A 24,902-nucleotide genomic window follows, 5' to 3' on the forward strand; every position below is an offset into this window, starting at 1 on the left:
TAAGGACCGTTTGTAATAATAATTTATCAAATAAAGGAGTATCATGAGTGATATAAAAATAATCCCCTTGGGGGGAGTTCGTGAATATGGTAAGAATTTTTACCTAGTAGAAATCAATGAATCGTTGTTTATCTTGGATGCCGGGCTAAAGTACCCCGAAAATGAACAGCTTGGGGTCGATGTTGTTATCCCAAATCTAGATTACCTCGTAGAAAACAAAGATAAGGTGCAGGGGATTTTCTTAACCCATGGTCATGCAGATGCCATTGGTGCTCTGCCCTATCTGATTCAGGAAGTACCCGTGCCAGTCTTTGGTTCAGAACTAACCATTGAATTGGCTAAACTGTTTGTTAAAAGCAACAATAACGTTAAGAAATTCAAAAATTTCCATGTGGTTGATGCCGACACAGAGATCGAATTTCAAGATGCCCTGGTCTCCTTTTTCAAGACGACCCACTCTATTCCAGAAAGTTTAGGTATTATTCTTGGAACCCCAGAAGGCGCAATTGTCTATACGGGAGACTTTAAATTTGACCAGACAGCACGTAAGTATTATCAAACGGATCTAGCGCGTCTTGCAGACCTCGGCAAAGAAGGCGTACTCGCTTTGCTTTCTGACTCTGCCAATGCTACCAGCAATGTCCAAATTGCCAGCGAATCAGAAGTGGGCGATGAGATGGATAGTGTGATTGGTGATGTGCAAGGACGAGTCATCATCGCTGCTGTCGCTTCCAACTTAGTGCGTATCCAGCAAGTACTCGATTCAGCCGCTAGCCATGGACGCCGAGTTGTTTTAACCGGTTCGGATGTGGAAAATATTATCCGCACAGCTATTCGCCTCAAAAAATTAACCCTTGTGGATGAAAAATTATTAATCAAACCCAAGGACATGCAAAAATACGAGGACCATGAGCTGATTATTCTAGAAGCTGGTCGCATGGGTGAACCTCTCAATAATCTGCAAAAAATGGCGATTGGCCGTCATCGTTATGTGCAAATCAAAGAAGGGGATTTGGTCTATATCGTTACCACTCCTAATGTTTCAAAAGAAGCCATGGTGGCGCGTGTGGAAAACCTCATTTACAAGGCTGGCGGTAGCGTCCAATTAATTTCACAAAATCTCAGAGTCTCAGGACATGCCAATGGCCGCGACCTGCAGTTATTGATCAATCTAACCCGTCCTAAATATCTCTTTCCCATTCAGGGGGAATACCGTGATTTAGCGGCCCATGCAGCACTAGCCGAAGAAGTTGGCATGTTACCTGAAAACATCTATCTCATGAAACGTGGGGACATTATGTCTCTAAATGAGGATGGTTTCTTACATGAAGGGAGTGTTCCAGCTAGTGATGTGATGATTGATGGAAATGCTATCGGGGATGTGGGCAATATCGTGTTGCGTGATCGCAAAGTTCTCTCAGAAGATGGCATCTTTATCGTAGCGATCACAGTCAATAAACGTGAAAAACGGATTGTCTCCAAGGCCAAAATCAATACCCGCGGTTTTGTCTATGTCAAAAAGAGCCGAGACATTTTGCGTGAGAGTGCAGAGTTAGTGAATACTACAGTGGATAATTACCTGCAACGTGAGAATTTTGATTGGGGGGAACTAAAAGGGGCTGTCCGCGACGAATTATCAAAATACTTATTTGATCAAACCAAACGGCGCCCAGCGATTTTACCAGTCGTTATGGAAGTGCGCTAGTCAAGAGCTGATGGAAGAAGCAAAGGCTGTGCTAGGCGCATGACCCTTGCCTTCAAACACTCATCACTTAAGGGAGGTTAGCTATGGCTACAATTAAGATTGAATACCGATCAGAAGTGCTGGATATGGAGCGTCAGGTCAATGTGATCTATCCTGATCAGTCCGAACTAAGAGAAGCAGACCGTGGTGATACGGATATTCCCGTCTTGTATTTATTACATGGCATGTCTGGCAATGAAAATTCTTGGCAAAAACGAACCAATATTGAACGCTTGTTGCGGCATACCAATATGATTGTGGTGATGCCCTCAACGGATCTAGGCTGGTATACTGATACCCAGTACGGGATGCATTACTACCAGGCTATTGCCCATGAATTGCCCCAGGTTTTAGCGGGCTTTTTCCCCAACATGACCAAACAGCGAGCCAAAACCTTTATAGCAGGTCTATCGATGGGTGGCTATGGCGCCTATAAATTAGCTTTGACCACCAATCGTTTTGCCTGTGCTGGCTCCTTTTCAGGGGCACTTGGTAAGCCTGATAGGCTCTTGCAGCAGCTCAGTGAGCAGGAGAAACGCTATTTTCAAGGCGTTTTTGGCCCCTTAACACCAGAAAATCTTGAGCAGCATTCTTTGCTTCATTTGGCACAAGCAAGTGATGGCAAGACAAAATTCTATGCTTGGTGCGGCTATGAAGATTTTCTATTTGCCGGCAATGAACAAGCAGTAGCAGATCTGCGAAAGGCTGGCCTTGCGATTGATTATCACACAGACCACGGCAAGCACGAATGGTATTATTGGAATCAACAGCTAGAAGCCTTTTTAGACTGGTTGCCCATTGATTATGTCAAAGAAGAGCGTCTGTCTTAATTAAAGGGGAAAGCTAGCAATGAAAACAGTGATCCGTTTGATTTTGGGGCTACCTATGGCCATCATAGGTCTGGTTTGGCGCCTTGTATGGCGCCTGGTCGAGACCTTCCTCGTCCTAGCAATTGTTTGTTTTGGACTGATTTACTACACCAATCACAGTGATTCGGCCTTGGCCAATCGCCTGGCTGCTGTGACCGACCAACTGGTCACATTTTATAAGGTAGTGACTAGTGGCCAAGACCAATAACAGTGCTTCTTGGTTTGCTAGCTGGTAAAAGACATTAACTAGACACGATAAGGCGCTTGCGCAAGAAAGTGAACCATCTGCTTACGCAGTGGTCCCATTTAGTTTCAAAAAGCAAGGCTACAGCTTGCTTGCGCCTAGCACCCAGCAGAAAAAAATACCCCAAGGAGGGTATTTTTTGTTAGAATAGAAGCATGATTATTTTACAAGCAAATAAATTGGAACGCTCTTTTGCAGGGGACGTTTTGTTTGAGAACATTTCTTTACAAATAAATGAACAGGATCGGATGGCCTTGGTCGGTCCAAATGGTGCAGGAAAGTCAACGCTCTTGAAGATATTAGTCGGTGAGGAGAGTCCGACTGCAGGAGACATTAACAGGAAAAAGGATGTGCGCCTGTCTTATCTTGCGCAAAATAGTCGTTTTGCCTCAGATAAGACCATTTATGATGAGATGCTGTCGGTGTTTAGTGCTTTACGACAAGATGAAGCGCAACTGCGTCACATGGAAAGCCAGATGGGGCTGCTAGCCGGTCAAGAGTTAGAGCAGTTAATGCATCGTTACGATCAGCTCCTAGAAAGTTTTCGCCAGCGTAATGGTTTTGCCTATGAGGCAGAGATTAAAGCCATTTTGAATGGCTTTAAATTTGATGCGTCCATGTGGCACATGCCAATTGCTGAGCTGTCTGGTGGGCAAAATACCCGCCTGGCCTTAGCCAAGATGCTCTTGGAAAAACCAGATTTACTGGTGCTTGATGAGCCAACCAACCACCTGGATATGGAAACCATCGCCTGGTTAGAGAATTACCTGGTTAATTACCAAGGTGCGCTCTTGATTGTTAGCCATGACCGCTATTTCTTGGACAAGGTGGCGACCATTACCTTGGACTTAAACCGAGGCCAGCTTGATCGCTACCAAGCCAATTATTCTCAGTTTGTGGACTTAAAGGCAGAAAAATTAGCTTTAGAGGCTAAACATTATGATAAGCAGCAAAAAGAAATTGCTAAGCTAGAAGACTTTGTTCAAAAGAATTTGGTGCGAGCTTCTACCACCAAGCGGGCCCAATCGCGGCGCAAGCAATTAGCCAAAATCGAACGCCTTGACAAACCTAGCCAAGACAGCAAGCCAGCTCATATGAACTTTGAGATTGCTAAACCCTCTGGCAATGTGGTCTTAAAAGTGCAGGACTTGGCAGTTGGCTATGCAGGCGACATTCTGGCCAGTCCTATTAACCTTGAGGTTAACAAGCAAGACGCCATTGCTGTCGTTGGTCCTAACGGCATTGGAAAATCTACCCTCATCAAGACCATCATGGGCCACTTGCAGCCGATTGCAGGTGCAATCAGCTATGGAGCCAATGTTGAGATGGGCTATTATGACCAGGGGCAAAGCCGTCTGACGCCCAGCAATACGGTTTTAGAAGAGTTATGGCAAGCTTTTGCTACCACACCAGAAGTGGCCATTCGTAACCGCCTGGGAGCTTTCTTGTTTAGCGGTGACGATGTTAAAAAATCAGTCAGCATGCTCTCGGGTGGCGAGAAGGCCCGGTTATTATTAGCCAAGCTCTCTATGGAAAAGGATAACTTTCTGTTGCTAGATGAGCCAACCAATCATTTGGATATTGAAAGCAGAGAAGTCTTAGAAGATGCAATGATTACCTATCAAGGGACACTGCTATTTGTCAGTCACGATCGCTATTTTATCAACCGAATTGCCACAAAAGTCCTAGAACTCAGCAAAGCAGGCGCCACTCTCTATTTAGGTGATTATGATTACTATCTGGAGAAAAAAGCAGAGCTGGCAGAGTTGGCCCAGCTTAAGGCCATGGACCAGCCACAAACAGCAGAGCCAGAGCAAGCCCCAACAGATTATCATTTGCAAAAAGAAAAACAAAAAGAAGAACGAAAGCGGCAGCGGCAAATGCTGGAACTTGAACAGCAACTAGAAGTCATTGAAACAGAACTATTAGCTCTTAATCAAGCTATGCTGGCGACCAATAATACAGCCGAGCTTATAGCTGCGCAGGAACAATTAACACAGTTGACACAAAAACAAGATCAGCTCATGGAAGAGTGGGCCAATCTAGATACCAGTACCAGCTAAGAACAACAGCAGCAAGACCAGTAATTAAAGCGGATCTTATAAGCTGATTTCCCTGGGACGATGAGGCTAGGACAAGTGTTTCTAGCCTTTGTGCTTTGTCGTAGCTAAGCCTCTTAGCAAGTAGTTATTGCTCAGTCATGCCGGCTTGCTCCAGCTACTGGCGCCATTTTTCTAGCTCAGTCATGCTTGCCTTAATTTCTCTTAGTAGGCTGGCTCCCTTCTTCTTTGTAATTTGCTGCGCTTTTTCTTTTTGCTATTTTTGAGCAACTGTTATAGTTTTGCTAATCTGTACTAGTACAAATAAGTTTGTAACATAACAAACTATGAAAAGCAAAGGAATCCCGATTTTATAGGAAAGAAAGCGATTCAATTTCTTGCTTAATGTGAAAAAAAGCGTTACTATGAAAGAGTAATATAATATTTTGGAGGCCAAAATGGTAACAGTTTCAAAAGAAAAACATTTGGATATGTTCTTGAAAATGGAACGTATTCGTGAATTTGACTCACGTATTAATAAACTTGTCCGTCGGGGATTTGTCCAAGGGATGACCCATTTTTCTGTCGGAGAAGAAGCTGCCAGTGTCGGTGCTGTAGCCCATCTTGGCTATGATGACATCATTTTTTCTAACCACCGTGGTCATGGCCAATCAATTGCCAAAGATATGGATTTAAATAAAATGATGGCCGAGCTAGCAGGGAAAGCAACCGGTGTTTCCAAAGGTCGTGGTGGCTCTATGCACTTGGCCGACTTTGAAAAGGGCAACTACGGGACCAATGGTATCGTTGGTGGTGGTTATGCCTTAGCTGTCGGAGCAGCCTTAACCCAACAATACAAAGGCACAGACAAGATTGTTGTAGCCTTTTCTGGCGACGGGGCAACCAATGAAGGCTCCTTCCACGAGTCTGTCAATATGGCTGCCACCTGGAAATTGCCTGTTATCTTTTTCATCATTAATAACAAATACGGTATTTCCATGAGCATCAAAAATGCTACCAATACACCGCACCTTTATACGCGGGCCGAAGCCTATGGCATTCCAGGCTTTTACTGTGAAGATGGCAATGATGTGATGGCAGTTTATGAGACCATGGGCCAAGCCGTTGAGCATGTACGTGGTGGCAAGGGCCCAGCCATTGTCGAAGTTGAATCCTACCGTTGGTTTGGTCATTCTACTGCTGACGCTGGTAAATACCGCTCCAAAGAAGAAGTGGCAGCTTGGAAAGAAAAAGACCCAATGATCAAATATAGACAGTACCTCACTAAAGAAGGCATTGCTACTGACCAAGAACTAGATGACATCCAAGCTCAAGTCAAACAAGAAATTGATGACGCTTATGAATATGCCCAAAATAGTCCGGATCCAGACTTATCTGTAGCGTTTGAAGACGTTTGGGTAGACTAGGAAACGAAAACGTAAAACACCTATCTCTCACAAGGCTAAGCCCGCCTTGGAAGGAACAGGCAATGAGTGTGTGGGCCTAGATGGCTCATAAGGATCTCATGACTATTATGGATAACAATTAGGAGAACGATTAATGAGTGAAACAAAAGTAATGGCTTTACGCGAAGCGGTCAATCTTGCCATGACTGAAGAAATGCGCAAGGACGAAAACATCTTCTTAATGGGTGAAGATGTTGGTATTTATGGAGGCGACTTTGGGACTTCAGTTGGCATGTTTGAAGAATTCGGAGCAAAACGTGTCAAAGACACTCCGATTTCTGAGGCTGCCATTTCCGGTGCGGCGATTGGTGCAGCAATCACAGGTCTTCGACCAATTGTCGATGTCACCTTTATGGATTTCTTGACCATCATGATGGATGCTATTGTTAACAATGGTGCCAAAAACAACTACATGTTTGGTGGTGGCCTAAAGACACCGGTGACCTTTCGTGTAGCTTCTGGCTCAGGTATTGGCTCAGCGGCTCAGCACTCCCAGTCTTTGGAAGCCTGGATGACTCATATTCCAGGGATTAAGGTTGTAGCACCAGGTACTGTCAACGAAGCAAAAGGCCTCTTGAAATCAGCTATACAAGATAATAACATTGTTGTGTTTATGGAACCAAAAGCCTTATATGGTAAAAAAGAAGAGGTCAATCAAGACCCCGATTTCTATATCCCACTAGGCAAAGGCGACATTAAACGCCAAGGTTCCGACCTAACCATTGTGACTTATGGTCGGATGTTAGAGCGCGTGATGCAGGCTGCAACAGAAATTGCAGAAGAAGGCATTGATGTTGAGGTCGTAGACCCTAGGACCCTAGTACCTTTAGATAAAGAACTCATCATTAATTCTGTTAAAAAAACAGGCAAGGTTATGCTGGTCAACGATGCTTACAAGACCGGTGGTTATCTAGCAGAAATGGCCACCATGATCACTGAAAGTGAAGCCTTTGATTACCTCGATCACCCAATTGTCCGTCTTGCCAGCGAAGATGTTCCAGTGCCATATGCGCGTGTACTTGAACAAGCTATCTTACCAGATGTGGAAAAAATCAAAGAAGCTATCCGCAAAATGGCCAATAATGGCAATTAATATCCCTTGAATGAAGTCTCACCCTGAGGCTTCCTTCACTGTTTATTGCTCAGCCATTATTTTTGCATGATTTGAAAATAATGTGACAAAGATATAGGAAAGGAAACATATGGCTGCTGAAATCATAATGCCAAAACTCGGTGTTGATATGCAAGAAGGCGAGATCATCGAGTGGAAAAAACAAGAAGGCGACACCGTCAATGAAGGTGATGTCCTCCTTGAAATCATGTCTGATAAGACCAACATGGAAATCGAAGCCGAAGATGCGGGTGTCCTCTTAAAAATTGTCCACCAAGCTGGAGATACTGTCCCTGTTACAGAGGTTATCGGCTACATTGGCGCCCAAGGCGAATCAATCGCCACCCCAGCCTCTAGTGAACAGACCAGTGAGGTACCTGCTGCAAACTCCGCCGATGCTGCTCCAAGTCAGGCACCAAAAGAAGAGGTCAAACGTCCAGAACCAGCAGTTGCACAAACAGCAGCGGCAGATGCAAGTACTGATCATGTCCGGGCTACGCCGGCCGCCCGCAAGGCAGCAAATGAACTCTCAATTGAATTAGGCCAAATCAAAGGTAGCGGTCCTAAAGGACGGATCCACAAAGTAGACGTTGAAAACTACAAGGGCGCTCTGCCAAAAGCTTCGCCACTAGCTCAGAAGATGGCAGAAGAAAACGGCCTTGACCTAGCAACTATCACAGGCTCTGGTTTTAATGGTAAAATAATGAAAGAAGACATTCTTGCTGTCATCAATGCCAACCAGCCAGCTCAACCAGCCAGTCCACAAGCGGCCAAAGACCAAGCAAAAGCCCCAGCAGACCAAACGGATCTCCCAGAAGGGGTCGAAGTTATCAAGATGTCCGCTATGCGTAAGGCTATTGCTAAGGGCATGACTAATTCTTACCTGACTGCCCCAAGCTTTACGCTTAATTATGATATTGACATGACTGAGATGATTGCTTTGCGTAAGCAATTAATCGATCCTATCATGGAAAAAACGGGCCTCAAAGTCAGCTTTACAGATTTGATTGGTATGGCTGTGGTTAAAACCTTGATGAAACCAGAACATCGTTACCTCAATGCCTCATTGATCAACGACGCCCAAGACATTGAGCTCCACCAGTTTGTCAATATTGGTATTGCAGTTGGGCTAGATGATGGTCTCATCGTCCCTGTCGTCCATAATGCCGACAAGATGTCTCTGGCTGAATTTGTCACTGCCTCAAAGGATGTTATTAAAAAGACGCAAGCAGGTAAGCTGAAGGCCGCAGAAATGTCTGGCTCAACCTTCTCTATTACCAACCTAGGGATGTTTGGAACCAAGACCTTTAACCCTATCATCAACCAACCAAACTCAGCTATCCTAGGAGTAGGTGCAACCATTCCAACACCAACCGTTATTGATGGTGAGATTGTTGCCCGACCAATCATGGCCTTATGCCTAACCATTGATCACCGAATTGTCGATGGCATGAATGGTGCTAAGTTCATGGTTGATCTTAAAAACTTAATGGAAAATCCATTAAGCATGTTAATCTAATCAGGTTTTCAAATAATGGTTCCTAGGATGCAAAACCAGTCTAGGAAAAGACTAACTCATTGTGCGTTTGAAAAGATAAAAGGAGAAATGAATGGCTGCTGAAATCATAATGCCAAAACTCGGTGTGGATATGCAAGAAGGCGAAATCATCGAGTGGAAAAAACAAGAAGGTGACACTGTCAATGAAGGAGACATCCTCCTTGAAATCATGTCTGATAAGACCAACATGGAAATCGAAGCCGAAGATGCAGGTGTCCTCTTAAAGATTGTCCATAAAGATGGAGATACTGTCCCTGTTACAGAGGTTATCGGCTACATTGGCGCTGAAGGCGAAAGCATCGAGGGCGCTGCCACAAGCGGTTCTACAGATACTGCTCAAGCTGACAAAAAAGCTACCGCAGACTTAGAAGCTGCCGGCCTCGAAGTGCCAAAAGCACCAGCTAAAACTGCTGCTCAAGCTACCGCTACCAATAAAGAGCCGTTGGCTGAGGACGAATATGATGTGATTGTCGTAGGTGGTGGACCGGCTGGTTACTATGGTGCCATTCGTGCGGCACAATTAGGCGGAAAAGTTGCCATCATTGAAAAAAATGAGTTTGGTGGAACCTGCCTTAACGTTGGCTGTATCCCAACAAAAACCTACCTCAAAAATGCTGAAATCCTTGATGGCTTGAAGATTGCAGCTGGTCGTGGTATTAACCTCGCCTCCACCAACTACACCATTGATATGGATAAGACGGTTGATTTTAAAAACTCTGTCGTTAAAACCTTAACGGGCGGGGTTAAAGGCTTACTAAAATCTAACAAAGTTACACTCTACAATGGCTTAGGCCAAGTCAACCCAGACAAAACGGTGACTATTGGCTCTGAAACGATTAAAGGCCGCAGCATTATCCTCGCTACCGGTTCGAAGGTTTCACGGATTAATATCCCAGGGATAGATTCCAAACTCGTCATGACCTCTGATGACATTCTTGATTTACGGGAAATGCCGAAGTCGCTTGCTGTCATGGGGGGTGGTGTTGTCGGTGTTGAACTTGGTCTTGTCTGGGCTTCCTACGGTGTTGAGGTCACTGTGATCGAAATGGCTGATCGCATCATCCCAGCCATGGATAAGGATGTTTCACTTGAACTGCAAAAAGTCCTCAGCAAAAAAGGCATGACCTTCAAAACCTCTGTTGGCGTGTCTGAAATTGTCGAAGCCAACAATCTCTTGACCTTAAAATTAAACAACGGTGAAGAAGTTGTCGCTGAAAAAGCCTTGCTGTCCATCGGTCGTGTTCCACAAATGAAGGGTCTGGAAAATCTTGACCTCGCGATGGACCGTAACCGGATTAAAGTCAATGACTATCAAGAAACCTCCATCCCAGGTATCTATGCGCCTGGTGATGTCAATGGTACCAAGATGCTAGCCCATGCTGCCTTTCGTATGGGTGAGGTCGCTGCTGAAAATGCTATACGTGGCAACACGCGTAAGGCCAAGTTAGACTTTACTCCAGCAGCCGTCTACACTCATCCAGAAGTTGCCATGGTCGGCCTGACCGAAGAAGACGCGCGCGCCAAACATGGTGACATCTTAATCGGTCGCAACAGCTTTACGGGAAATGGCCGTGCCCTTGCTTCTAACGAAGCCCAAGGCTTTGTCAAGGTCATTGCAGATGCTAAATACCATGAAATCCTTGGTGTCCATATCATTGGCCCAGCTGCTGCAGAAATGATTAACGAAGCTGCAACCATCATGGAAGCAGAACTCACTGTTGATGAGCTCTTACTTTCCATCCATGGCCACCCAACCTTCTCAGAAGTCATGTATGAAGCCTTTGCTGATGTCCTTGGCGAAGCCATCCATAATCCACCTAAGAAGAAAAAATAAGGCCTGACCTTTAAAAAGCCTTACCTAAGTCCACAAAGTCTTATTTAGGAAAGTCAAGCCCTAAAAACAAAAAGAAAGCCCACTTTACAAAGAGAACCTGATGCGAACAGTCAGTTGCTAAGCTGCATGCTGTTTTGCATCAGGTTTTCTTTTACGCCGGGCTTTTGTGCTTTTCGTGAGGGAATGGCTAAAAAGGTAATGACAAGTTTCAGAGGTGCTTTTCAGCCAGGTTTTCAGCTGCTTCGCTGAAAGAGCTTTCAACAAGGCCAGACCTGAGCCTTAAGCTTGTTTTTTGATGTGATTTACATTAAAATAATAATAGACGAAAGACAGCGTCACAAGAGGAGAGAAAAATGAAATATATTGTTAACAATAGTCACAATCCTGCCTATAATGTAGCCCTAGAAGCCTACGCTTTTCGGGAATTAGTTGACGAAGACGAACTCTTCATTCTCTGGATTAATGAACCGGCTATTATCATTGGTAAGCACCAAAACACCATTCAAGAAATTAACAAAGAATATATCGAAGAACACGGCATCCATGTGGTGCGTCGCCTCTCTGGTGGAGGAGCTGTTTACCATGACCTGAATAACCTCAACTACACGATTATTTCGAATAAGTCTGAAGAGGGAGCTTTTGATTTTAAGACCTTCTCCCAACCCGTGATTGCGACCCTGGCTGATTTGGGTGTTAAAGCCGAGTTTACCGGCCGTAACGACCTAGAGATCAATGGCAAGAAATTCTGTGGAAATGCGCAAGCCTATTATAAAGGCCGGATGATGCACCATGGCTGCCTTCTCTTTGATGTCGACATGACCGTGCTGGGCGATGCCTTAAAAGTCAGCAAAGATAAAATCGAATCCAAAGGGATCAAGTCCGTGCGCTCCCGGGTGACCAACATCCTAGACGAACTCCCTGAGAAAATCACGGTTGAGGAATTCTCCGATCGGCTCCTTGCCAAGATGAAGGAAACCTATCCTGATATGGAAGAGTATGTCCTTTCTGATGCTGAACTAGCCAAGGTTCAAGCTTCTGCCGAGCAGCAATTTGGTAACTGGGACTGGACCTATGGTCAGGCACCCGAGTATACCATTGAGCGCAATGTCCGCTACGCTGCTGGTAAGATCACGACTTTTGCCAATGTCCAACAATCCCTCATCAAAAACATCAAGATTTACGGTGACTTTTTTGGGATCAAGGATGTCAAGGACATCGAAGAGCTCTTGGTGGGCTGCAAGTACAACTACCAGGATGTCTTAGAACGCCTCAAAACCATTGACACGACCAAATACTTCTCCCGGATGACCGTTGAAGAAGTGGCCAAGGCCATCGTTGCCTAATCCTAAGCAGAGAACAGGCAGTTGCTATAGGAGTGGTCTGGTCCTTAGCCTCTGGACCTGCTCCTTTGAGCAAGCTGCTGCCTCTTGTAGTTGGCTTACTTGGACCTAGCCTTTCTTTTTTCTCTGTTACAGTCATCAAGCACACTCTAGAAGCACAAATAAAAAACTCCCGTTATCAACAAGTCTCCCTCCTTCATCCTTAGCCAGTAGGTCTAAGGATGAAAGAGCAGGGCAACTCTGGTTTCAGGGAGTTTTTTGGTTGTGCTGCTGTGCTGCTGTGCTCAGCAGCAAAAGCTTAAGTGATGTCTTTGATCGGGCTTTGTTGGAATTGCTTTGGCGATAGGCCAACGACCTCCTTAAAGGTCCGGGAAAAATGCGCAGCATCCGCATAGCCCAGGTTATTGCTCACCTCCGTCACGGTAGCGCCGTTTTTTAGCATAATCTTGGCTTCCTCGATTTTCTTTTGCCGGATATACTGCTGGATCGAACAGGACATTTCCTTGCGAAAGAGCTTGCGGATACTTGGTTCACTAAAGTTAAACTGCTTGGCAATAGTCTCAATCAGGAGCTTTTGTGAGAGATTTTTATGAATATAGGCTAAAATCCGCGCCATCGTGTAGGAGTGTGTATTCATCCGTCCGATTTTCTGAGTAAATAAGAGAATGGCGGATTCTCTTAGTGCGAGTACGTCTTGGACGGTCGCACACTGCTCACATTTCTTAATATAATAATCACGGATATGGTGGGCATAGTGGCTAGCTACTCCCATGCTAATCGCCAACTGGGAGAGCTTTTCAAAGATCAAAATCGAGTAGTTCTTCTCTGCTCGCGCGTTTTTTACCTGTTGTGGCCAAGGCAGGGTTTGGCGCAAAAAGGCCTGCACTTCCTTAGGGTCGCCTTTTTTAACACACTCAAGGAGCTGACACTCATAGTCAAACTGCTCTTCCTCCTCATGATAGGGGCTAAAGAGCCTCTCACTGAGTTCTTTTCGCATCTCGCTGACCATATCAGTCTCAAGCACGGCCTGCTTGCCGGCTAAACCGTACGCGTGACCGGTAAAGAAATAGTGGATGAGATGGAGCAGGTGGGAAAGATCCTGGACATAGGTCAGACATAGGCTGTCTGGTAGTATCAGGCGCTCTTGCGTCAGGTAGTAGACCCTTGCCAAAGGCCTGAGGTCGTCTAGGGGACAGGGTGTGGTAAAAGGCCCGAAGATAAAAAAATAGCTTTGCAAGGGGTAGACAGCAAGGATGCAGTCACCACCTAGGACGAGTAGTTTAAATTGGGGGGGTGAAATATACCTCTGACAGCTACTTTGATCCAATTCTTGTTTCAACTGACTACTTAGGCAATAGCTGATATTAAAAGGATAAGCCTTTAAGGGTTTAAAGGACTCATCCAAAACTAGAATCGGTACTTGTAAGCAAGTCTGTAGAGATTCGAGTAAGGGGTGTCTATACATGACGCTCTTTGGTTATCCTTTATGTTTGATGTCACTAAACGATCAGCCAACCATTAGGCGCTCTTTTGCTGGGTGTTTTGCGTCACGCAACCCAGCAAGCAGCAAAAAAGCCCGCACGGCTAGCCTAGCTGGCCTCATCAGACGGTGCCTGAGTTACGCCCTAGTCGCTGGTCGGCTTTTCTAGTTACCCAGTATAGCAAAGGCCCAAGGCAAACCCTAATCACTAATTTTAAATCCTGCTCCAAAAAATGACTATGGTAAAAAGGTATCTCTAAAAGCTGTATTTTTTACCGATTTATTCAAAAAAATAGCGGATTCCTCATGTCTAACGCTGATCATCATGGCATTATAAGTGATGGTTATTGGCTGGGAAAAAGGCGGCCTGACACTCAGGTCCCTTCTGTTCTTGCAAAAGACCGCTTTGGCCATAACTAATACAGCAAATAGACACCCCCTCATCCTAGCGGAGGGGGAAGTCTTGAAAAAAGGAGATAACATGGCGAACACGAATGAAAACGTTGTCAAAAAACAACGTTCACGCTTTCGCAGAAATAGTTTTACAGCAGCATCAGTCATCCTAGGTGCCGCCTTTGCCCTTAGCCTACAAGGAACCACAGCGGAAGCGTATTCTGGATATCCAACTATGACTTGGCCTTATCCGGGAGGACCTGCATATCCACCAATGGTTTCAGTTCCAGGTCCCCCAGGTCCAGAGGGTCCTGTAGGTCCTGTAGGTCCGCGGGGTAATCCAGGACCCCAAGGTTCACGAGGCCCAGAAGGGGAACGCGGCCCACAAGGCCCACAGGGTGCACGAGGTCAAGTAGGATTGCCGGGACTGCCAGGTAAAGATGGCCGTGATGGCCGTGATGGTCAACCGGGCCGTGATGGTCGTGATGGTCAACGAGGATTTACTGGTTTGAATGGTCGTGATGGTCGTGCCGGAACTCCAGGTCGTGATGGCCGTGATGGCCGTCAAGGTGACCCAGGTAAAAATGGTCAAAATGGTCAAACCGGTGCTAAAGGAGCTGACGGTCTCAATGGTTTAGATGGAAAACCGGGTGATCCAGGCCAAAATGGTAAAAACGGTCAAACTGGCGCCAAGGGTCAAGATGGCCGTGACGGCGTTAACGGTCGTGATGGGAAAGATGGTGCCAAAGGTCAAGATGGTCAACGTGGTCAAAACGGTCGCAATGGCGCTAAAGGTCAAGACGGTCGTGACGGTGCTAAAGGCCGTGATGGTAAGAACGGTTCCAAGGGTCAAGATGGCCAAAATGGTACTGACGGTGCGGATGGCCGCGCTGGTACCGATGGGCGTAATGGCCGTGATGGTCGCGATGGGCGTAATGGTCTAGACGGTGTGGATGGTCGTGACGGCCTCTCACCAGTGATTAAAGCTACCAGCCATTCAGATGGTACCCACACTGTCTTCTTCCTCAACCCAGACGGTACCAAGTTTGAAATCCTCTTGCGTGATGGTAAGAACGGTCAAGACGGCCGTGATGGTAAAGATGGTAAAGATGGTAAAGATGGTAAAGACGGTATGGATGGCCGCAATGGTCGTGACGGTAAAGACGGCCATGATGGTCGCAACGGTCGCGATGGCCACAATGGTCGTGATGGTCATAATGGCCGCGACGGTCGCCCAGGTCAAAACGGCCAAAATGGCAGCCACTACCCTGGTAACGGCGCTGCTGGTTACGGTTCTGGTGCAAAAATCACACCACCACTACCAATGTTGATGCCATCTGGCTCAGGTTCAGGTTCAGCTCCAGCCGCAGCAGGCAATGGCAACACCCTTCCTGCAACCGGTGAGCGCATGGGTGCCTTCTTCACCGCAGCAGCTCTAGCTGTGATTGCAAGTGCAGGTGTCCTAACCTTGTCTGCCAAACGCAAAGACTAAAAAACGACTTTTTTAAGAGAATACTTCTTTAAACGTAAAGACTAAAACACATTTTAACCCTACATTTCTTTAACTTTAAACATAAAAAAGTCTCTGAGGCATCTACCTCAGAGGCTTTTTTAAGGATTTTGCGAACACCTCCTCGTAAGCACAGGTTCTTACTCTGTAAAGGCGGCCTTGCTTTTGACGTCAGCGTACTCCTCAGAGACTTCTTGGCCTAGAATCTCGTGGTAGCTTTTAAGGGCGATGTCTGGGCCGTATTTCTGGCGGAGAGCAGTTGTGACGAGCCGGTAGGCGAGATGCGCATTGCGAGATAAGATTGGCCCGTGGAAATAAGAGCCATAGACATTTTTGTAGTGGACGCCTTCGGTTTGGTCTTTGTCATTGTTACCATTGCCGTAGATCAAGCGGCCCAGCGGCTTTTCGTCCTCAGCGAGAAAGGTCCGCCCCTGATGATTTTCAAAACCATAGTAGGTTTCGTTAAATTCGTCATTGTGAATTTTAATATCGCCAATAAAACGGTTGTTTTTTTGGTTGAGGGTATAGTGGCCCATCACCCCAATCCCATCAATCTTGACGCCATTAGCCTGGATGTAGTAGCGGCCCAAAAGCTGAAAGCCACCACAGATAGCGAGGATAACCTTGTCTTGCTCAATAAAATCAGCAATGGCTGCTTTTTTGCTGGGTAAATCCCGCGCCACGATACTTTGCTCGTAATCCTGGCCGCCACCAAAAAAAATCATCTCATAGGCATCAGGGTCAAAGTCATCCTCCAAGGACACAATGGCCACACTGACCCCAGCTCCCAGTTTTTCAGCTACGTATTTGAGCATAAGGACATTGCCATTATCGCCATAGGTATTGAGTAGATTGCCATAGAGATGCGCGATCCTAAGGCTATAGGGGTAATCATGCGCATCCTTGGTTTCTAAGGATATATAGGTCATCTTAGTGTCGCTCCTTTTCAACGAGTTGGCGATTGGCTAGTAGGTCACGAAATGCTAGCATGGCTGTATAGGTAGCTAGGATATAGGCGTGTGCACTGTCTTGGGCCTCAATCGCTCTTAGGACTTCCTCAAGGCTGGTTTGCTCTGCGATTTTTTGGCTATCGTAGCCTGCAACTCGCAGGCGCCGAGCCATCTCAGAATGCCGGACGCCGCCAGCATTGATGGCCGTAATCGGCATCTCGGTGATGCGCTCAAAGTCAGCATCCCATATCCAGGAGGTATCAATCCCATCAGCGTAGTTGGCGTTGAGGAGGACTGAGAGGCTAAAGGGATAGTCCGCAAGCGCCATCATCTCAAGTGCCTGGCTGGCACCAACAGGGTTTTTGATGAGCACTAAAGTACAGCTCTTGTCACCAATCTTGAAGGTTTCTTGCCGGCCAAAGACAGCCCGGCTTTTCTCAAAGCCAGCACTAATCACCGCAGGAGCTAGTCCCAGGTGCTCAGCTACGGCCACAGCGGCTAGGGCATTATAGATGTTATACAGGCCACCGACATTGATCTTATAGGCCTGACCATCAATAGTGAACTCGGCTGCTAGGTTGGTGATCTTAGTGAGCTGGGTGAGGCGGTAATCGAGGTGTGGCCGCTCAAAACCACAGTTAAGACAGAGATAATCGCCGAGATTGGCATAGGTGTTGAGCCGGTAGTGCAAGATATGCTCACACCTTGGGCAGACAATGCCTTCGGTATTGTAGTGCGCTAAGCGCGGCTCATGCTTTTCAGTGTCAAAGCCATAGAACTTGATGGGATTGACTTGGTCTTTTGCGGCAAAGATCGGACTATCCCCGTTAGCAAGGATGGTTGCTTTTGGCGCATTCGTTGCACCATCACTAATCATCTGATAGGTGGTGTAGATCTCACCATAGCGGTCCATTTGGTCGCGAAAGATATTGGTAAAGACAATCAAGCTTGGCGTGATAAAGCGTGTGATGCGTGGCAAGCTCGCTTCATCAATTTCCAAAACAGCAAACTTTTTGCCACTCCGGTTGCTTTTAGCAGATAAAAAAGTGGAAACAATCCCTGTAATCATATTGGCGCCGCTAGGATTAGTGACAACCTGGCCGTAGGCTTCTTGCAAGATCCCAACGGTCAAAGCAGTGGTTAGGGTTTTGCCGTTGGTCCCTGTCACCACGACAATCTCATAGTCTTTAGCAATGGTATCTAAAATAGCAGGGTCAAAGCTTAAGGCTAGCTTGCCCGGGTAGGTGGACCCACGGCCCATTTTGTTTAGGAGGAATTGGGCTGCGCGTCCAGCCGCAATGCTCATCATCGTCTTTACTTTCATGGTTCTATTTTATCACAAGTTTGTGGCATTTGAATACAGAAAAACTTGGCCAAAAATGATATACTATGAATGATCTGTATTTTGAATAGAAAGAGAGTCCTATGGGAAGTTTATTTAATGTTGATACAAAGTTTTTCCTAAATCTAGTCAGTGATCCGTGGATGTTAATGATTCACCTCTTAGACATCTTGATAGTTGCCTATGTCATTTACCGCTTTGTCAGGGCCTTGGCCGGTACGAAAATCATGTCACTGGTGCAAGGGGTTATTCTCTTTATTCTCTTGCGCTTTTTAGCTGAATGGATTGGTTTGATGACCATATCCTTTTTGATGAACCAGGTGATTACCTATGGGGTCATTGCAGGGGTGGTGATTTTTGCGCCAGAAATTCGCACTGGTCTGGAAAAGTTTGGCCGGACCACGCAAGTCTTTATGCAAAAAGAACGCATGAGTGATGAAGAGCGGTTGATTGATGCTATCCTCAAATCAGTTGCCTACATGAGCCCACGCAAGATTGGAGCTTTGATCGCCATTGAACAAACTCAAACCTTGCAAGAATACATTGCAACTGGGATCCCCTTAAATGCGGAAATTTCCAGTCAACTCTTGATTAATATTTTTATTCCTAATACACCACTTCATGATGGCGCTGTGATTATTTCTGATAACAAAGTTGCCACAGCGTCGTCTTATTTGCCGCTTTCTGAATCAATGTCCATTTCAAAAGAATTCGGCACACGGCACAGAGCGGCCATTGGCTTGTCTGAAAACTCTGATGCCTTAACCATTGTGGTTTCTGAGGAAACAGGTGGTATTTCCATTACACATAAGGGACAATTTACCCATGATATTTCCCGTGAAGACTTTGAAACGGTTCTTCGCTCCTATCTCATTGAAGATAAGGCTGTGCGGGTCTCATGGTATAAAAAAGTCTTTGGAGGTAAAAACAAGTGAAAAAATTTCTAAACAGTCGGTTATGGCTTGGCCTTGTTTCCATCTTCTTTGCTGTTTTATTATTTCTAACGGCTGTCTCTAGCAATCAGGCCAATTCAGCCAATCCCACTTACGGACCGGTTGAGACTTACACTCATAGCTTATCTGATGTGCCCATTGACATGAAGTATGACAGTGACAAATACTTTATCAGTGAGTATTCCTATGGAGCCCAGGTCTATCTGAGCTCTACCAATCGGGTCAAGTTAGACTCAGAAGTCAACACAGACACCCGCAAATTCAAGATTGTGGCGGATTTGTCAAAGAGCAAGCCCGGCAAGGTTAGTGTTCCTCTGAGTGTGACCAATCTCCCCTCAGGTGTGGTTGCTAAGGTGACACCAGATAAGATTTCTGTAACTATTGGTAAACGCAGAACCAAGACCTTCTCTGTTACCCCAAGCATTGATCCTAAGCAAATCCAACCTGGTTACGAAGTTGGCAAGATTGAAGTCGGGGATTCCAAGGTCAAGGTCACTAGCAATGAATCAACGATTGACACCATCGACCATGTTGTTGCTAAGCTACCTGAAAACCAAAAATTATCAGCTGACTACCATGGCTCTGTCACCCTACAAGCTGTCTCGGCTGATGGTACGATTCTTGCTAGCACGATTAGTCCAGCTACGACTGAGTTGTCTGTCTCTGTTAAGAAAATTACTAAGACCGTGCCTATCCGGGTCAATCTCTTTGGCCAGATGGATAGCAGCCTAGCCTCAATTGTCCCTAAACTTTCCAATGAAACGGCAACCATTTCTGCTAGCCAGGAGGTGCTAGATACGATTGACGAAGTCATCGTGGATGTGCCGATTTCTGGCGTCACAAAATCAACCATCAAAACGGTCAAAGTCAGCGCTGGTGACCTGGTGTCTGTTGAGCCAAAGGTGGTCTCTGTGCAGTTGACAACCAAAAAGAAATAAAGGATAATAACATGGAATATCAAATGGAGGGAGCGCTCGGCGCTTAAGAAGTTATGGGAAAATATTTTGGAACAGATGGCGTTCGTGGTGAAGCAAACGTCGAACTCACACCAGAATTGGCATTTAAATTAGGCCGTTTTGGTGGTTATGTCCTAAGCCAACACGAGACAGAGCGCCCACGCGTTTTTGTCGCACGTGACACACGCATCTCTGGAGAAATGTTAGAGTCTGCTCTAATTGCTGGCTTACTCTCAGTGGGAATTGAAGTTTATAAACTGGGAGTCTTGGCCACCCCGGGTGTTTCGTACCTGGTTCGTACGGAAAATGCTAGCGCAGGCGTGATGATTTCTGCTAGTCATAACCCAGCTTTGGATAATGGCATCAAGTTTTTTGGCAGCGACGGCTTCAAATTAGCAGACGAGCAAGAAGAGGAGATTGAAGCCTTACTAGAAGAAGGAGTTGACCTTCTGCCAAGACCAAGTGCCAAAGGCCTAGGGACACTAGTGGACTATCCAGAAGGCCTACGCAAATATGAAAAGTTCCTGGTATCCACAGGGATTGATCTAGACGGGATGAAGATTTCCTTAGATACGGCAAATGGGGCTGCTTCGACAACAGCGCGTGATGTTTTCTTAGATTTAAATGCAGATATTAATGTCATCGGGGAAAAACCAGATGGTCTTAACATTAATGACGGGATTGGCTCAACGCATCCTGAAGCATTACAGGATTTGGTCACGACAATGGGCTCAGAAGTTGGTCTGGCCTTTGATGGTGATAGTGACAGACTCATTGCCGTTGATGAGACGGGCGCGATTGTCGATGGTGATAAGATTATGTTCATTATTGGCCGCTACCTTGCTGAAAAAGGTCTCTTAGCCAAAAACACCATTGTGACTACCGTGATGTCAAATCTGGGTTTTCATCAAGCCCTGGATCAGGCCGGTATCAAAAAAGCCATCACAGCCGTTGGTGACCGTTATGTCGTTGAAGAAATGCGCAAGTCAGGCTATAATCTAGGCGGCGAACAATCGGGCCATGTGATTATCATGGATTACAACACGACAGGTGATGGTCAGTTGACCGCCATCCAGTTAGTGAAGGTCATGAAAGAAACAGGCAAAAAACTGTCAGAATTGGCTGCTCAGGTCACCATTTACCCACAAAAATTAGTCAATATTCGTGTTGACAACAGCATGAAAGATAAGGCAATGGCTATTCCGGCAATTGCTGATGTCATTGAGCAGATGGAGACGCAAATGGCAGGTAAAGGCCGCATTTTAGTCCGCCCGAGCGGGACAGAGCCCTTGCTGCGCGTCATGGCTGAGGCCCCTACAGATGAGGCGGTTGAAGCCTGTGTGACGACCATTGCTGATGTTATTCGTAGAGAAATTGGCAGTGACTAATCTATCAAAAAAAGAGGAGGACAAGCTAGCAAGGGGACAGCTTTTGCTGGCTTGACCTCCTCTTTTTAGCTAGCTGCACCAGCACTTGGTGGATTCTTAGCCGCGTCAGATACTAAGCTAGCTCTTTAGGTCAAAATCTTCTTTAGCCAGGCGTCACGCCGCCTGACCAAGCGCAAGCGATGGCCTTTTGGACAACAAAAAAGGGTAATGGCTGCGCTTTTAGCAGAGTGGGCGAATGCTGTGAAGCTTATCTGGACCGCGTCAGGCTAAAGGTCGCCAGGGCTTTAGCTAGTCGCAGTTGCAAACCTTGGTTTTGTTTGGGAAAGTCAGGAGCGAAACGTGCGCTTTTGACCGGAACATGGTAAAATAAGTCTATGACAAAAAAACCTAGTTCGGCTTACATTCATATTCCTTTTTGTACGCAAATTTGTTATTATTGTGATTTTTCAAAAGTGTTTATCCAAAATCAGCCTGTGGATGCCTATCTTCAGGCTCTTATTAGTGAGATTAAGTCCTACCAGATGGGGCCGCTAAAAACGCTTTATATTGGGGGTGGAACGCCCAGTGCCTTGTCTGCTCAGCAGCTGAGTTACTTGCTGACAGAACTGGAGCGGACTTTGGATTTGAGCCAATTAGAGGAGTATACGATTGAAGCCAATCCTGGTGATTTGACACCAGACAAGATTGCGGTCTTTCAGTCTTCTTCGCTGAATCGGGTTTCCCTGGGGGTGCAGACCTTTGATGACCGTCATCTCAAGCAGATTGGTCGCAGTCATAATCAGGCGCAAATTTATCAAACGATTGCTGCTTTAAAGGCGGCGCATTTTGACAATATTTCCATTGATTTGATTTATGCCCTGCCGGGTCAAACATTGGATCAGGTCAAAGAGAATGTCAAGAAAGCTTTAGCCCTTGACATTCCACACCTTAGCCTTTACAGTTTGATTTTAGAACACCATACGGTTTTTATGAATAAGATGCGTAGAGGCAAGCTCAATCTGCCAACAGAAGACCTAGAAGCAGAAATGTTTGAGTACATTATCGGGCAAATGGAAGCTCATGGCTTTGAGCATTATGAGATTTCCAATTTTACCAAGCCAGGCTTTGAGAGCCGCCATAATCTGATGTACTGGGACAATGTGGAATACTATGGCTGTGGTGCAGGTGCCTCAGGCTATCTTGATGGTGTGCGCTACCAGAATCGTGTGCCCATCCAGCACTACCTCAAGGCAGTGGCAAATGGCAATGCCAGGCTAAATGAAGAAGTGCTAACCAAGCAAGAAATGATGGAAGAGGAGCTTTTTTTGGGCCTGCGCAAGAAATCAGGCGTCTCGATTGAGCGCTTTGAAAGTAAATTTCAGACTTCCTTTGCCAAGCGTTATGGAGCGATTGTGTCTGACTTGCAAGCTTCTGGCTTGGTTACAGTCACAGACAACCATGTTCGGATGACTAAAAAAGGGCTTTTTCTCGGGGACACTGTAGCCGAACGCTTTATCTTAGATTAATCAAGGAGAACCAAATGGGTCAAACTTATCAAGAATACCTAACGATACCTTTTGACTTATGTGATGAAAAAGGTGATATTCAACTGCCTTTATTGCTAGCTTATTGCATTGCTCTTTCAGGCAAGCAGACCAGACTGCTTAACCGTAGTGATAGTTATATTTTTGAGCACTATCATTGGGTCTGGATTGTTACTGATCATGAAATGACATTTCACCAGATACCGCACTGCCATCAGACGATCAGCATTGAAACCGAAGCTGTTTCCTATAATAAATTTTTCTGTTACCGTCATTTTAAAATCTACGACCAAGCCGGTCAGCTCATGGTCGAGATTGTCTCGCATTTTGCCCTGATGGATCCAGAGACGCGTAAGGTTCAGGTCATACCAGAGGAGCTGGTGGCGCCATTTGAATCGGCCTTTGTCAAGCGGATCCGGCGCGTGCCTAAGCTTGAGCCGCTTTTGACTTACCAGGAGCAGACCTATCAAGTCCGCTATTATGATATTGATATGAATGGCCATGTCAATAATGGTGTTTACATCCAATGGGCTTATGATGCACTTGGCTATGAGTTCTTGCACCGCCATCGTCCTAAAAGCTTACAGTTAAAATATATTAGAGAAGTAAAACCTGGTGGAACCGTACAATCTCGGGTCCACCAAGACCAGCTAACCAGTTACCATGAAGTAACCTCAGCTGGTCAGCTCAATGCTCAGGCACTTTTTACCTGGCAAACCATTGAAGGAGAGGCTAACTAAAATGAGCTATAAAGGCTATTTAATTGACCTAGATGGGACCATCTATAAAGGAAAAGATCGCATCCCGGCTGGTGAGCGCTTTATCCACCGTCTGCAAGCAGCCAATATCCCCTATTTGCTTTTGACTAATAATACCACTCGAACACCAGAAAAGGTCCAAGAAATGCTAAAAGGCTTTAATATTGAGACGCCATTAGCTTCGATTTATACTGCTACCATGGCTACAGTGGATTATATGTTGGACCAAAACAAGGGCAAGACTGCCTATGTTATTGGTGAAGCTGGGCTCAAATCAGCCATTGCCCAAGCCGGCTTTGTCGAAGACACGGAGCAGCCGGCCTATGTCGTGGTTGGTTTGGACTGGGCTGTAACCTATGAAAAATTAGCCATTGCCACCTTAGCTATCCAAAAAGGGGCAATCTTTATCGGCACCAACCCGGACTTGAATATTCCGACCGAGCGGGGTCTCTTACCAGGTGCTGGTTCGCTTGTGGCCCTTTTAGAAGCAGCCACACGGGTTAAGCCCATCTTTATTGGTAAGCCCAATGCCATTATTATGACTAAAGCCCTCGAAGTACTAGGTTTACAGCGCAGCGATGCCCTGATGGTGGGGGATAATTACCTCACAGACATTATGGCGGGCATCCAAAACGATATTGATACGCTCTTAGTCACTACTGGCTTCACTCTGCCGGAGGAAGTCCCTCACTTGCCGGTTCCGCCGACGCATGTCGTGGATAGCTTAGATGAGTGGGGCTTATGATGACTTTTTTAAGATTTTCCCTAGTTTGGCTGTGGGTTATCGCCATGGCGGTGCTGTTTACAATTGCCCTTGCCTGGCTTAGCTATCCTTTGGCGATTGATTATTTCAAAATCAGTGACCAAGTCTTTATGAGCAAGTCCTCCATCCTCTATAATTTCAGAGAGCTGATGCATTATCTGACCTATCCCTGGGTTAGCAAGCTTGCCTTGCCGAGCTTTTCAAGTTCGCAAGCTGGTCTAGCGCATTTTAAGGATGTCAAGGGTCTGTTTCATTTTACCCAGGCTGTTGCTCTTGTCTTAGCCTATCCCAGCTTTAGACTTTTAAGGTCAAAACAAACTGATTTGTTTGAGCGAAGCAAATGGCAAGGCTTTTATCTCCTTGCTCTGGCTTTGCCTTTAATCTTAGCGCTTTTTGCTATCTGTATTGGCTTTGAACAATTTTTTACCCTCTTTCACCAGGTTCTTTTTCCTGGAAAGAGCAACTGGGCTTTTGATCCCTTGACCGATCCAGTGATTTGGCTATTACCGGAGCAGTTTTTCATGGACTGCTTTATCCTCTTTTTTGTGCTTTATGAGGGCAGCATTGGGCTCCTCTATGGCTTAAATCGCCGTCATCTCTTAAAAAGCAAGCTCTAAAGTTTTTCGATTCTCAGTCTTACACACCAATTTTTCCAGCTGAGATTTGCTTGGCTATGGTATA

20 protein-coding genes are annotated in these 24,902 nt (G+C 45.8%); 17 read left to right on the forward strand and 3 right to left on the reverse strand.

Translation table 11 applies throughout. The annotated features are described in order from the left end of the window. Positions 1-43: 43 nt before the first annotated feature. The 9 genes from GWD08_RS03375 to lplA all read left to right on the forward strand — a co-directional run bounded on the left by GWD08_RS03375 (position 44) and on the right by lplA (position 12,208). On the forward strand, positions 44-1,705 hold the full coding sequence (locus GWD08_RS03375) for a ribonuclease J (protein ID WP_159548650.1): 1,662 nt from the start codon (positions 44-46) through the stop codon (positions 1,703-1,705). 83 nt (positions 1,706-1,788) lie between these two features. Then, complete coding sequence (locus GWD08_RS03380) at positions 1,789-2,574, forward strand: alpha/beta hydrolase (RefSeq protein ID WP_159548647.1); 786 nt, start codon at positions 1,789-1,791, stop codon at positions 2,572-2,574. Between the two features lie 19 nt (positions 2,575-2,593). Continuing rightward, on the forward strand, positions 2,594-2,821 hold the full coding sequence (locus GWD08_RS03385; protein ID WP_159544861.1) for a hypothetical protein: 228 nt from the start codon (positions 2,594-2,596) through the stop codon (positions 2,819-2,821). A 191-nt stretch (positions 2,822-3,012) separates the two neighbouring features. Further along, on the forward strand, positions 3,013-4,920 hold the full coding sequence (locus GWD08_RS03390; protein WP_159548644.1) for an ABC-F family ATP-binding cassette domain-containing protein: 1,908 nt from the start codon (positions 3,013-3,015) through the stop codon (positions 4,918-4,920). 434 nt (positions 4,921-5,354) lie between these two features. Next, the gene (locus tag GWD08_RS03395; protein ID WP_159544857.1) at positions 5,355-6,323 is read left to right on the forward strand and encodes a thiamine pyrophosphate-dependent dehydrogenase E1 component subunit alpha; all 969 of its coding nucleotides are present in this window, start codon (positions 5,355-5,357) and stop codon (positions 6,321-6,323) included. Positions 6,324-6,456: 133 nt separating this feature from the next. Beyond that, positions 6,457-7,455 carry an alpha-ketoacid dehydrogenase subunit beta gene (locus GWD08_RS03400; protein WP_159544855.1) on the forward strand — a complete coding sequence of 333 codons (999 nt, stop codon included), beginning with the start codon at positions 6,457-6,459 and terminating at the stop codon, positions 7,453-7,455. 109 nt (positions 7,456-7,564) lie between these two features. Beyond that, positions 7,565-8,992: a dihydrolipoamide acetyltransferase gene (locus GWD08_RS03405; protein ID WP_159548641.1), complete on the forward strand. Its 1,428-nt coding sequence runs from the start codon at positions 7,565-7,567 to the stop codon at positions 8,990-8,992. Between the two features lie 91 nt (positions 8,993-9,083). After that, positions 9,084-10,865, forward strand: coding sequence for a dihydrolipoyl dehydrogenase (gene lpdA, locus GWD08_RS03410; protein WP_159548638.1), 1,782 nt, complete (start codon positions 9,084-9,086; stop codon positions 10,863-10,865). Positions 10,866-11,218: 353 nt separating this feature from the next. Continuing rightward, positions 11,219-12,208 (forward strand): lipoate--protein ligase, encoded by a 990-nt coding sequence (gene lplA, locus GWD08_RS03415; protein ID WP_159548635.1) that lies wholly within the window; start codon positions 11,219-11,221, stop codon positions 12,206-12,208. Between the two features lie 295 nt (positions 12,209-12,503). Here the strand turns inward: lplA and GWD08_RS03420 are convergent, their stop codons facing one another. Next, positions 12,504-13,670 carry a YSIRK-targeted surface antigen transcriptional regulator gene (locus GWD08_RS03420; RefSeq protein WP_159548632.1) on the reverse strand — a complete coding sequence of 389 codons (1,167 nt, stop codon included), beginning with the start codon at positions 13,668-13,670 and terminating at the stop codon, positions 12,504-12,506. A 496-nt stretch (positions 13,671-14,166) separates the two neighbouring features. Between GWD08_RS03420 and GWD08_RS08835 the strand changes: the two genes are divergently transcribed. Beyond that, positions 14,167-15,570: a collagen-flanked surface repeat-containing protein gene (locus GWD08_RS08835; RefSeq protein WP_159564235.1), complete on the forward strand. Its 1,404-nt coding sequence runs from the start codon at positions 14,167-14,169 to the stop codon at positions 15,568-15,570. A gap of 158 nt (positions 15,571-15,728) precedes the next feature. On the opposite strand, the gene gatD is transcribed toward GWD08_RS08835, so the two are convergent. Next, positions 15,729-16,517 (reverse strand): lipid II isoglutaminyl synthase subunit GatD, encoded by a 789-nt coding sequence (gene gatD, locus GWD08_RS03430; protein WP_159544839.1) that lies wholly within the window; start codon positions 16,515-16,517, stop codon positions 15,729-15,731. A 1-nt stretch (position 16,518) separates the two neighbouring features. Further along, complete coding sequence (murT, locus tag GWD08_RS03435) at positions 16,519-17,862, reverse strand: lipid II isoglutaminyl synthase subunit MurT (protein WP_159548623.1); 1,344 nt, start codon at positions 17,860-17,862, stop codon at positions 16,519-16,521. A gap of 101 nt (positions 17,863-17,963) precedes the next feature. On the opposite strand from murT, the gene cdaA reads away from it, so the two are divergent. The 7 genes from cdaA to GWD08_RS03470 all read left to right on the forward strand — a co-directional run bounded on the left by cdaA (position 17,964) and on the right by GWD08_RS03470 (position 24,838). Next, complete coding sequence (gene cdaA, locus GWD08_RS03440) at positions 17,964-18,815, forward strand: diadenylate cyclase CdaA (RefSeq protein ID WP_159548620.1); 852 nt, start codon at positions 17,964-17,966, stop codon at positions 18,813-18,815. Continuing rightward, positions 18,812-19,771, forward strand: a complete 960-nt coding sequence (locus GWD08_RS03445) for a CdaR family protein (RefSeq protein ID WP_159548617.1) — start codon at positions 18,812-18,814, stop codon at positions 19,769-19,771. The genes cdaA and GWD08_RS03445 overlap by 4 nt, the downstream gene beginning before the upstream one ends. 53 nt (positions 19,772-19,824) lie before the next feature. Next, entirely contained in the window at positions 19,825-21,177 is a 1,353-nt protein-coding gene (glmM, locus tag GWD08_RS03450; protein WP_159548614.1) for a phosphoglucosamine mutase, read from the forward strand. Positions 21,178-21,551: 374 nt separating this feature from the next. Next, on the forward strand, positions 21,552-22,682 hold the full coding sequence (gene hemW, locus GWD08_RS03455) for a radical SAM family heme chaperone HemW (RefSeq protein ID WP_159544829.1): 1,131 nt from the start codon (positions 21,552-21,554) through the stop codon (positions 22,680-22,682). Between the two features lie 14 nt (positions 22,683-22,696). Continuing rightward, on the forward strand, positions 22,697-23,440 hold the full coding sequence (locus tag GWD08_RS03460) for an acyl-[acyl-carrier-protein] thioesterase (RefSeq protein WP_159548611.1): 744 nt from the start codon (positions 22,697-22,699) through the stop codon (positions 23,438-23,440). A gap of 1 nt (position 23,441) precedes the next feature. Further along, entirely contained in the window at positions 23,442-24,203 is a 762-nt protein-coding gene (locus tag GWD08_RS03465) for a TIGR01457 family HAD-type hydrolase (protein ID WP_159548608.1), read from the forward strand. Further along, complete coding sequence (locus GWD08_RS03470; RefSeq protein ID WP_159548605.1) at positions 24,200-24,838, forward strand: TIGR01906 family membrane protein; 639 nt, start codon at positions 24,200-24,202, stop codon at positions 24,836-24,838. The genes GWD08_RS03465 and GWD08_RS03470 overlap by 4 nt, the downstream gene beginning before the upstream one ends. The last annotated feature ends 64 nt before the right edge of the window (positions 24,839-24,902 follow it).

The sequence above is a fragment of the Streptococcus halichoeri genome, assembly GCF_009870755.1.
In the GTDB taxonomy this organism is placed as follows: Bacteria; Bacillota; Bacilli; order Lactobacillales; family Streptococcaceae; genus Streptococcus; species Streptococcus halichoeri.

What these genes read in the sequence shown, in the direction of transcription:
- GWD08_RS03375 (WP_159548650.1), top strand. Translation starts at nt 44, where the DNA reads ATGAGTGATATAAAAATAATCCCCTTGGGGGGAGTTCGTGAATATGGT.
- GWD08_RS03380 (WP_159548647.1), top strand. Translation starts at nt 1,789, where the DNA reads ATGGCTACAATTAAGATTGAATACCGATCAGAAGTGCTGGATATGGAG.
- GWD08_RS03385 (WP_159544861.1), top strand. Translation starts at nt 2,594, where the DNA reads ATGAAAACAGTGATCCGTTTGATTTTGGGGCTACCTATGGCCATCATA.
- GWD08_RS03390 (WP_159548644.1), top strand. Translation starts at nt 3,013, where the DNA reads ATGATTATTTTACAAGCAAATAAATTGGAACGCTCTTTTGCAGGGGAC.
- GWD08_RS03395 (WP_159544857.1), top strand. Translation starts at nt 5,355, where the DNA reads ATGGTAACAGTTTCAAAAGAAAAACATTTGGATATGTTCTTGAAAATG.
- GWD08_RS03400 (WP_159544855.1), top strand. Translation starts at nt 6,457, where the DNA reads ATGAGTGAAACAAAAGTAATGGCTTTACGCGAAGCGGTCAATCTTGCC.
- GWD08_RS03405 (WP_159548641.1), top strand. Translation starts at nt 7,565, where the DNA reads ATGGCTGCTGAAATCATAATGCCAAAACTCGGTGTTGATATGCAAGAA.
- lpdA (WP_159548638.1), top strand. Translation starts at nt 9,084, where the DNA reads ATGGCTGCTGAAATCATAATGCCAAAACTCGGTGTGGATATGCAAGAA.
- lplA (WP_159548635.1), top strand. Translation starts at nt 11,219, where the DNA reads ATGAAATATATTGTTAACAATAGTCACAATCCTGCCTATAATGTAGCC.
- GWD08_RS03420 (WP_159548632.1), bottom strand. Translation starts at nt 13,670, where the DNA reads ATGTATAGACACCCCTTACTCGAATCTCTACAGACTTGCTTACAAGTA.
- GWD08_RS08835 (WP_159564235.1), top strand. Translation starts at nt 14,167, where the DNA reads ATGGCGAACACGAATGAAAACGTTGTCAAAAAACAACGTTCACGCTTT.
- gatD (WP_159544839.1), bottom strand. Translation starts at nt 16,517, where the DNA reads ATGACCTATATATCCTTAGAAACCAAGGATGCGCATGATTACCCCTAT.
- murT (WP_159548623.1), bottom strand. Translation starts at nt 17,862, where the DNA reads ATGAAAGTAAAGACGATGATGAGCATTGCGGCTGGACGCGCAGCCCAA.
- cdaA (WP_159548620.1), top strand. Translation starts at nt 17,964, where the DNA reads ATGGGAAGTTTATTTAATGTTGATACAAAGTTTTTCCTAAATCTAGTC.
- glmM (WP_159548614.1), top strand. Translation starts at nt 19,825, where the DNA reads ATGGGAAAATATTTTGGAACAGATGGCGTTCGTGGTGAAGCAAACGTC.
- hemW (WP_159544829.1), top strand. Translation starts at nt 21,552, where the DNA reads ATGACAAAAAAACCTAGTTCGGCTTACATTCATATTCCTTTTTGTACG.
- GWD08_RS03460 (WP_159548611.1), top strand. Translation starts at nt 22,697, where the DNA reads ATGGGTCAAACTTATCAAGAATACCTAACGATACCTTTTGACTTATGT.
- GWD08_RS03465 (WP_159548608.1), top strand. Translation starts at nt 23,442, where the DNA reads ATGAGCTATAAAGGCTATTTAATTGACCTAGATGGGACCATCTATAAA.
- GWD08_RS03470 (WP_159548605.1), top strand. Translation starts at nt 24,200, where the DNA reads ATGATGACTTTTTTAAGATTTTCCCTAGTTTGGCTGTGGGTTATCGCC.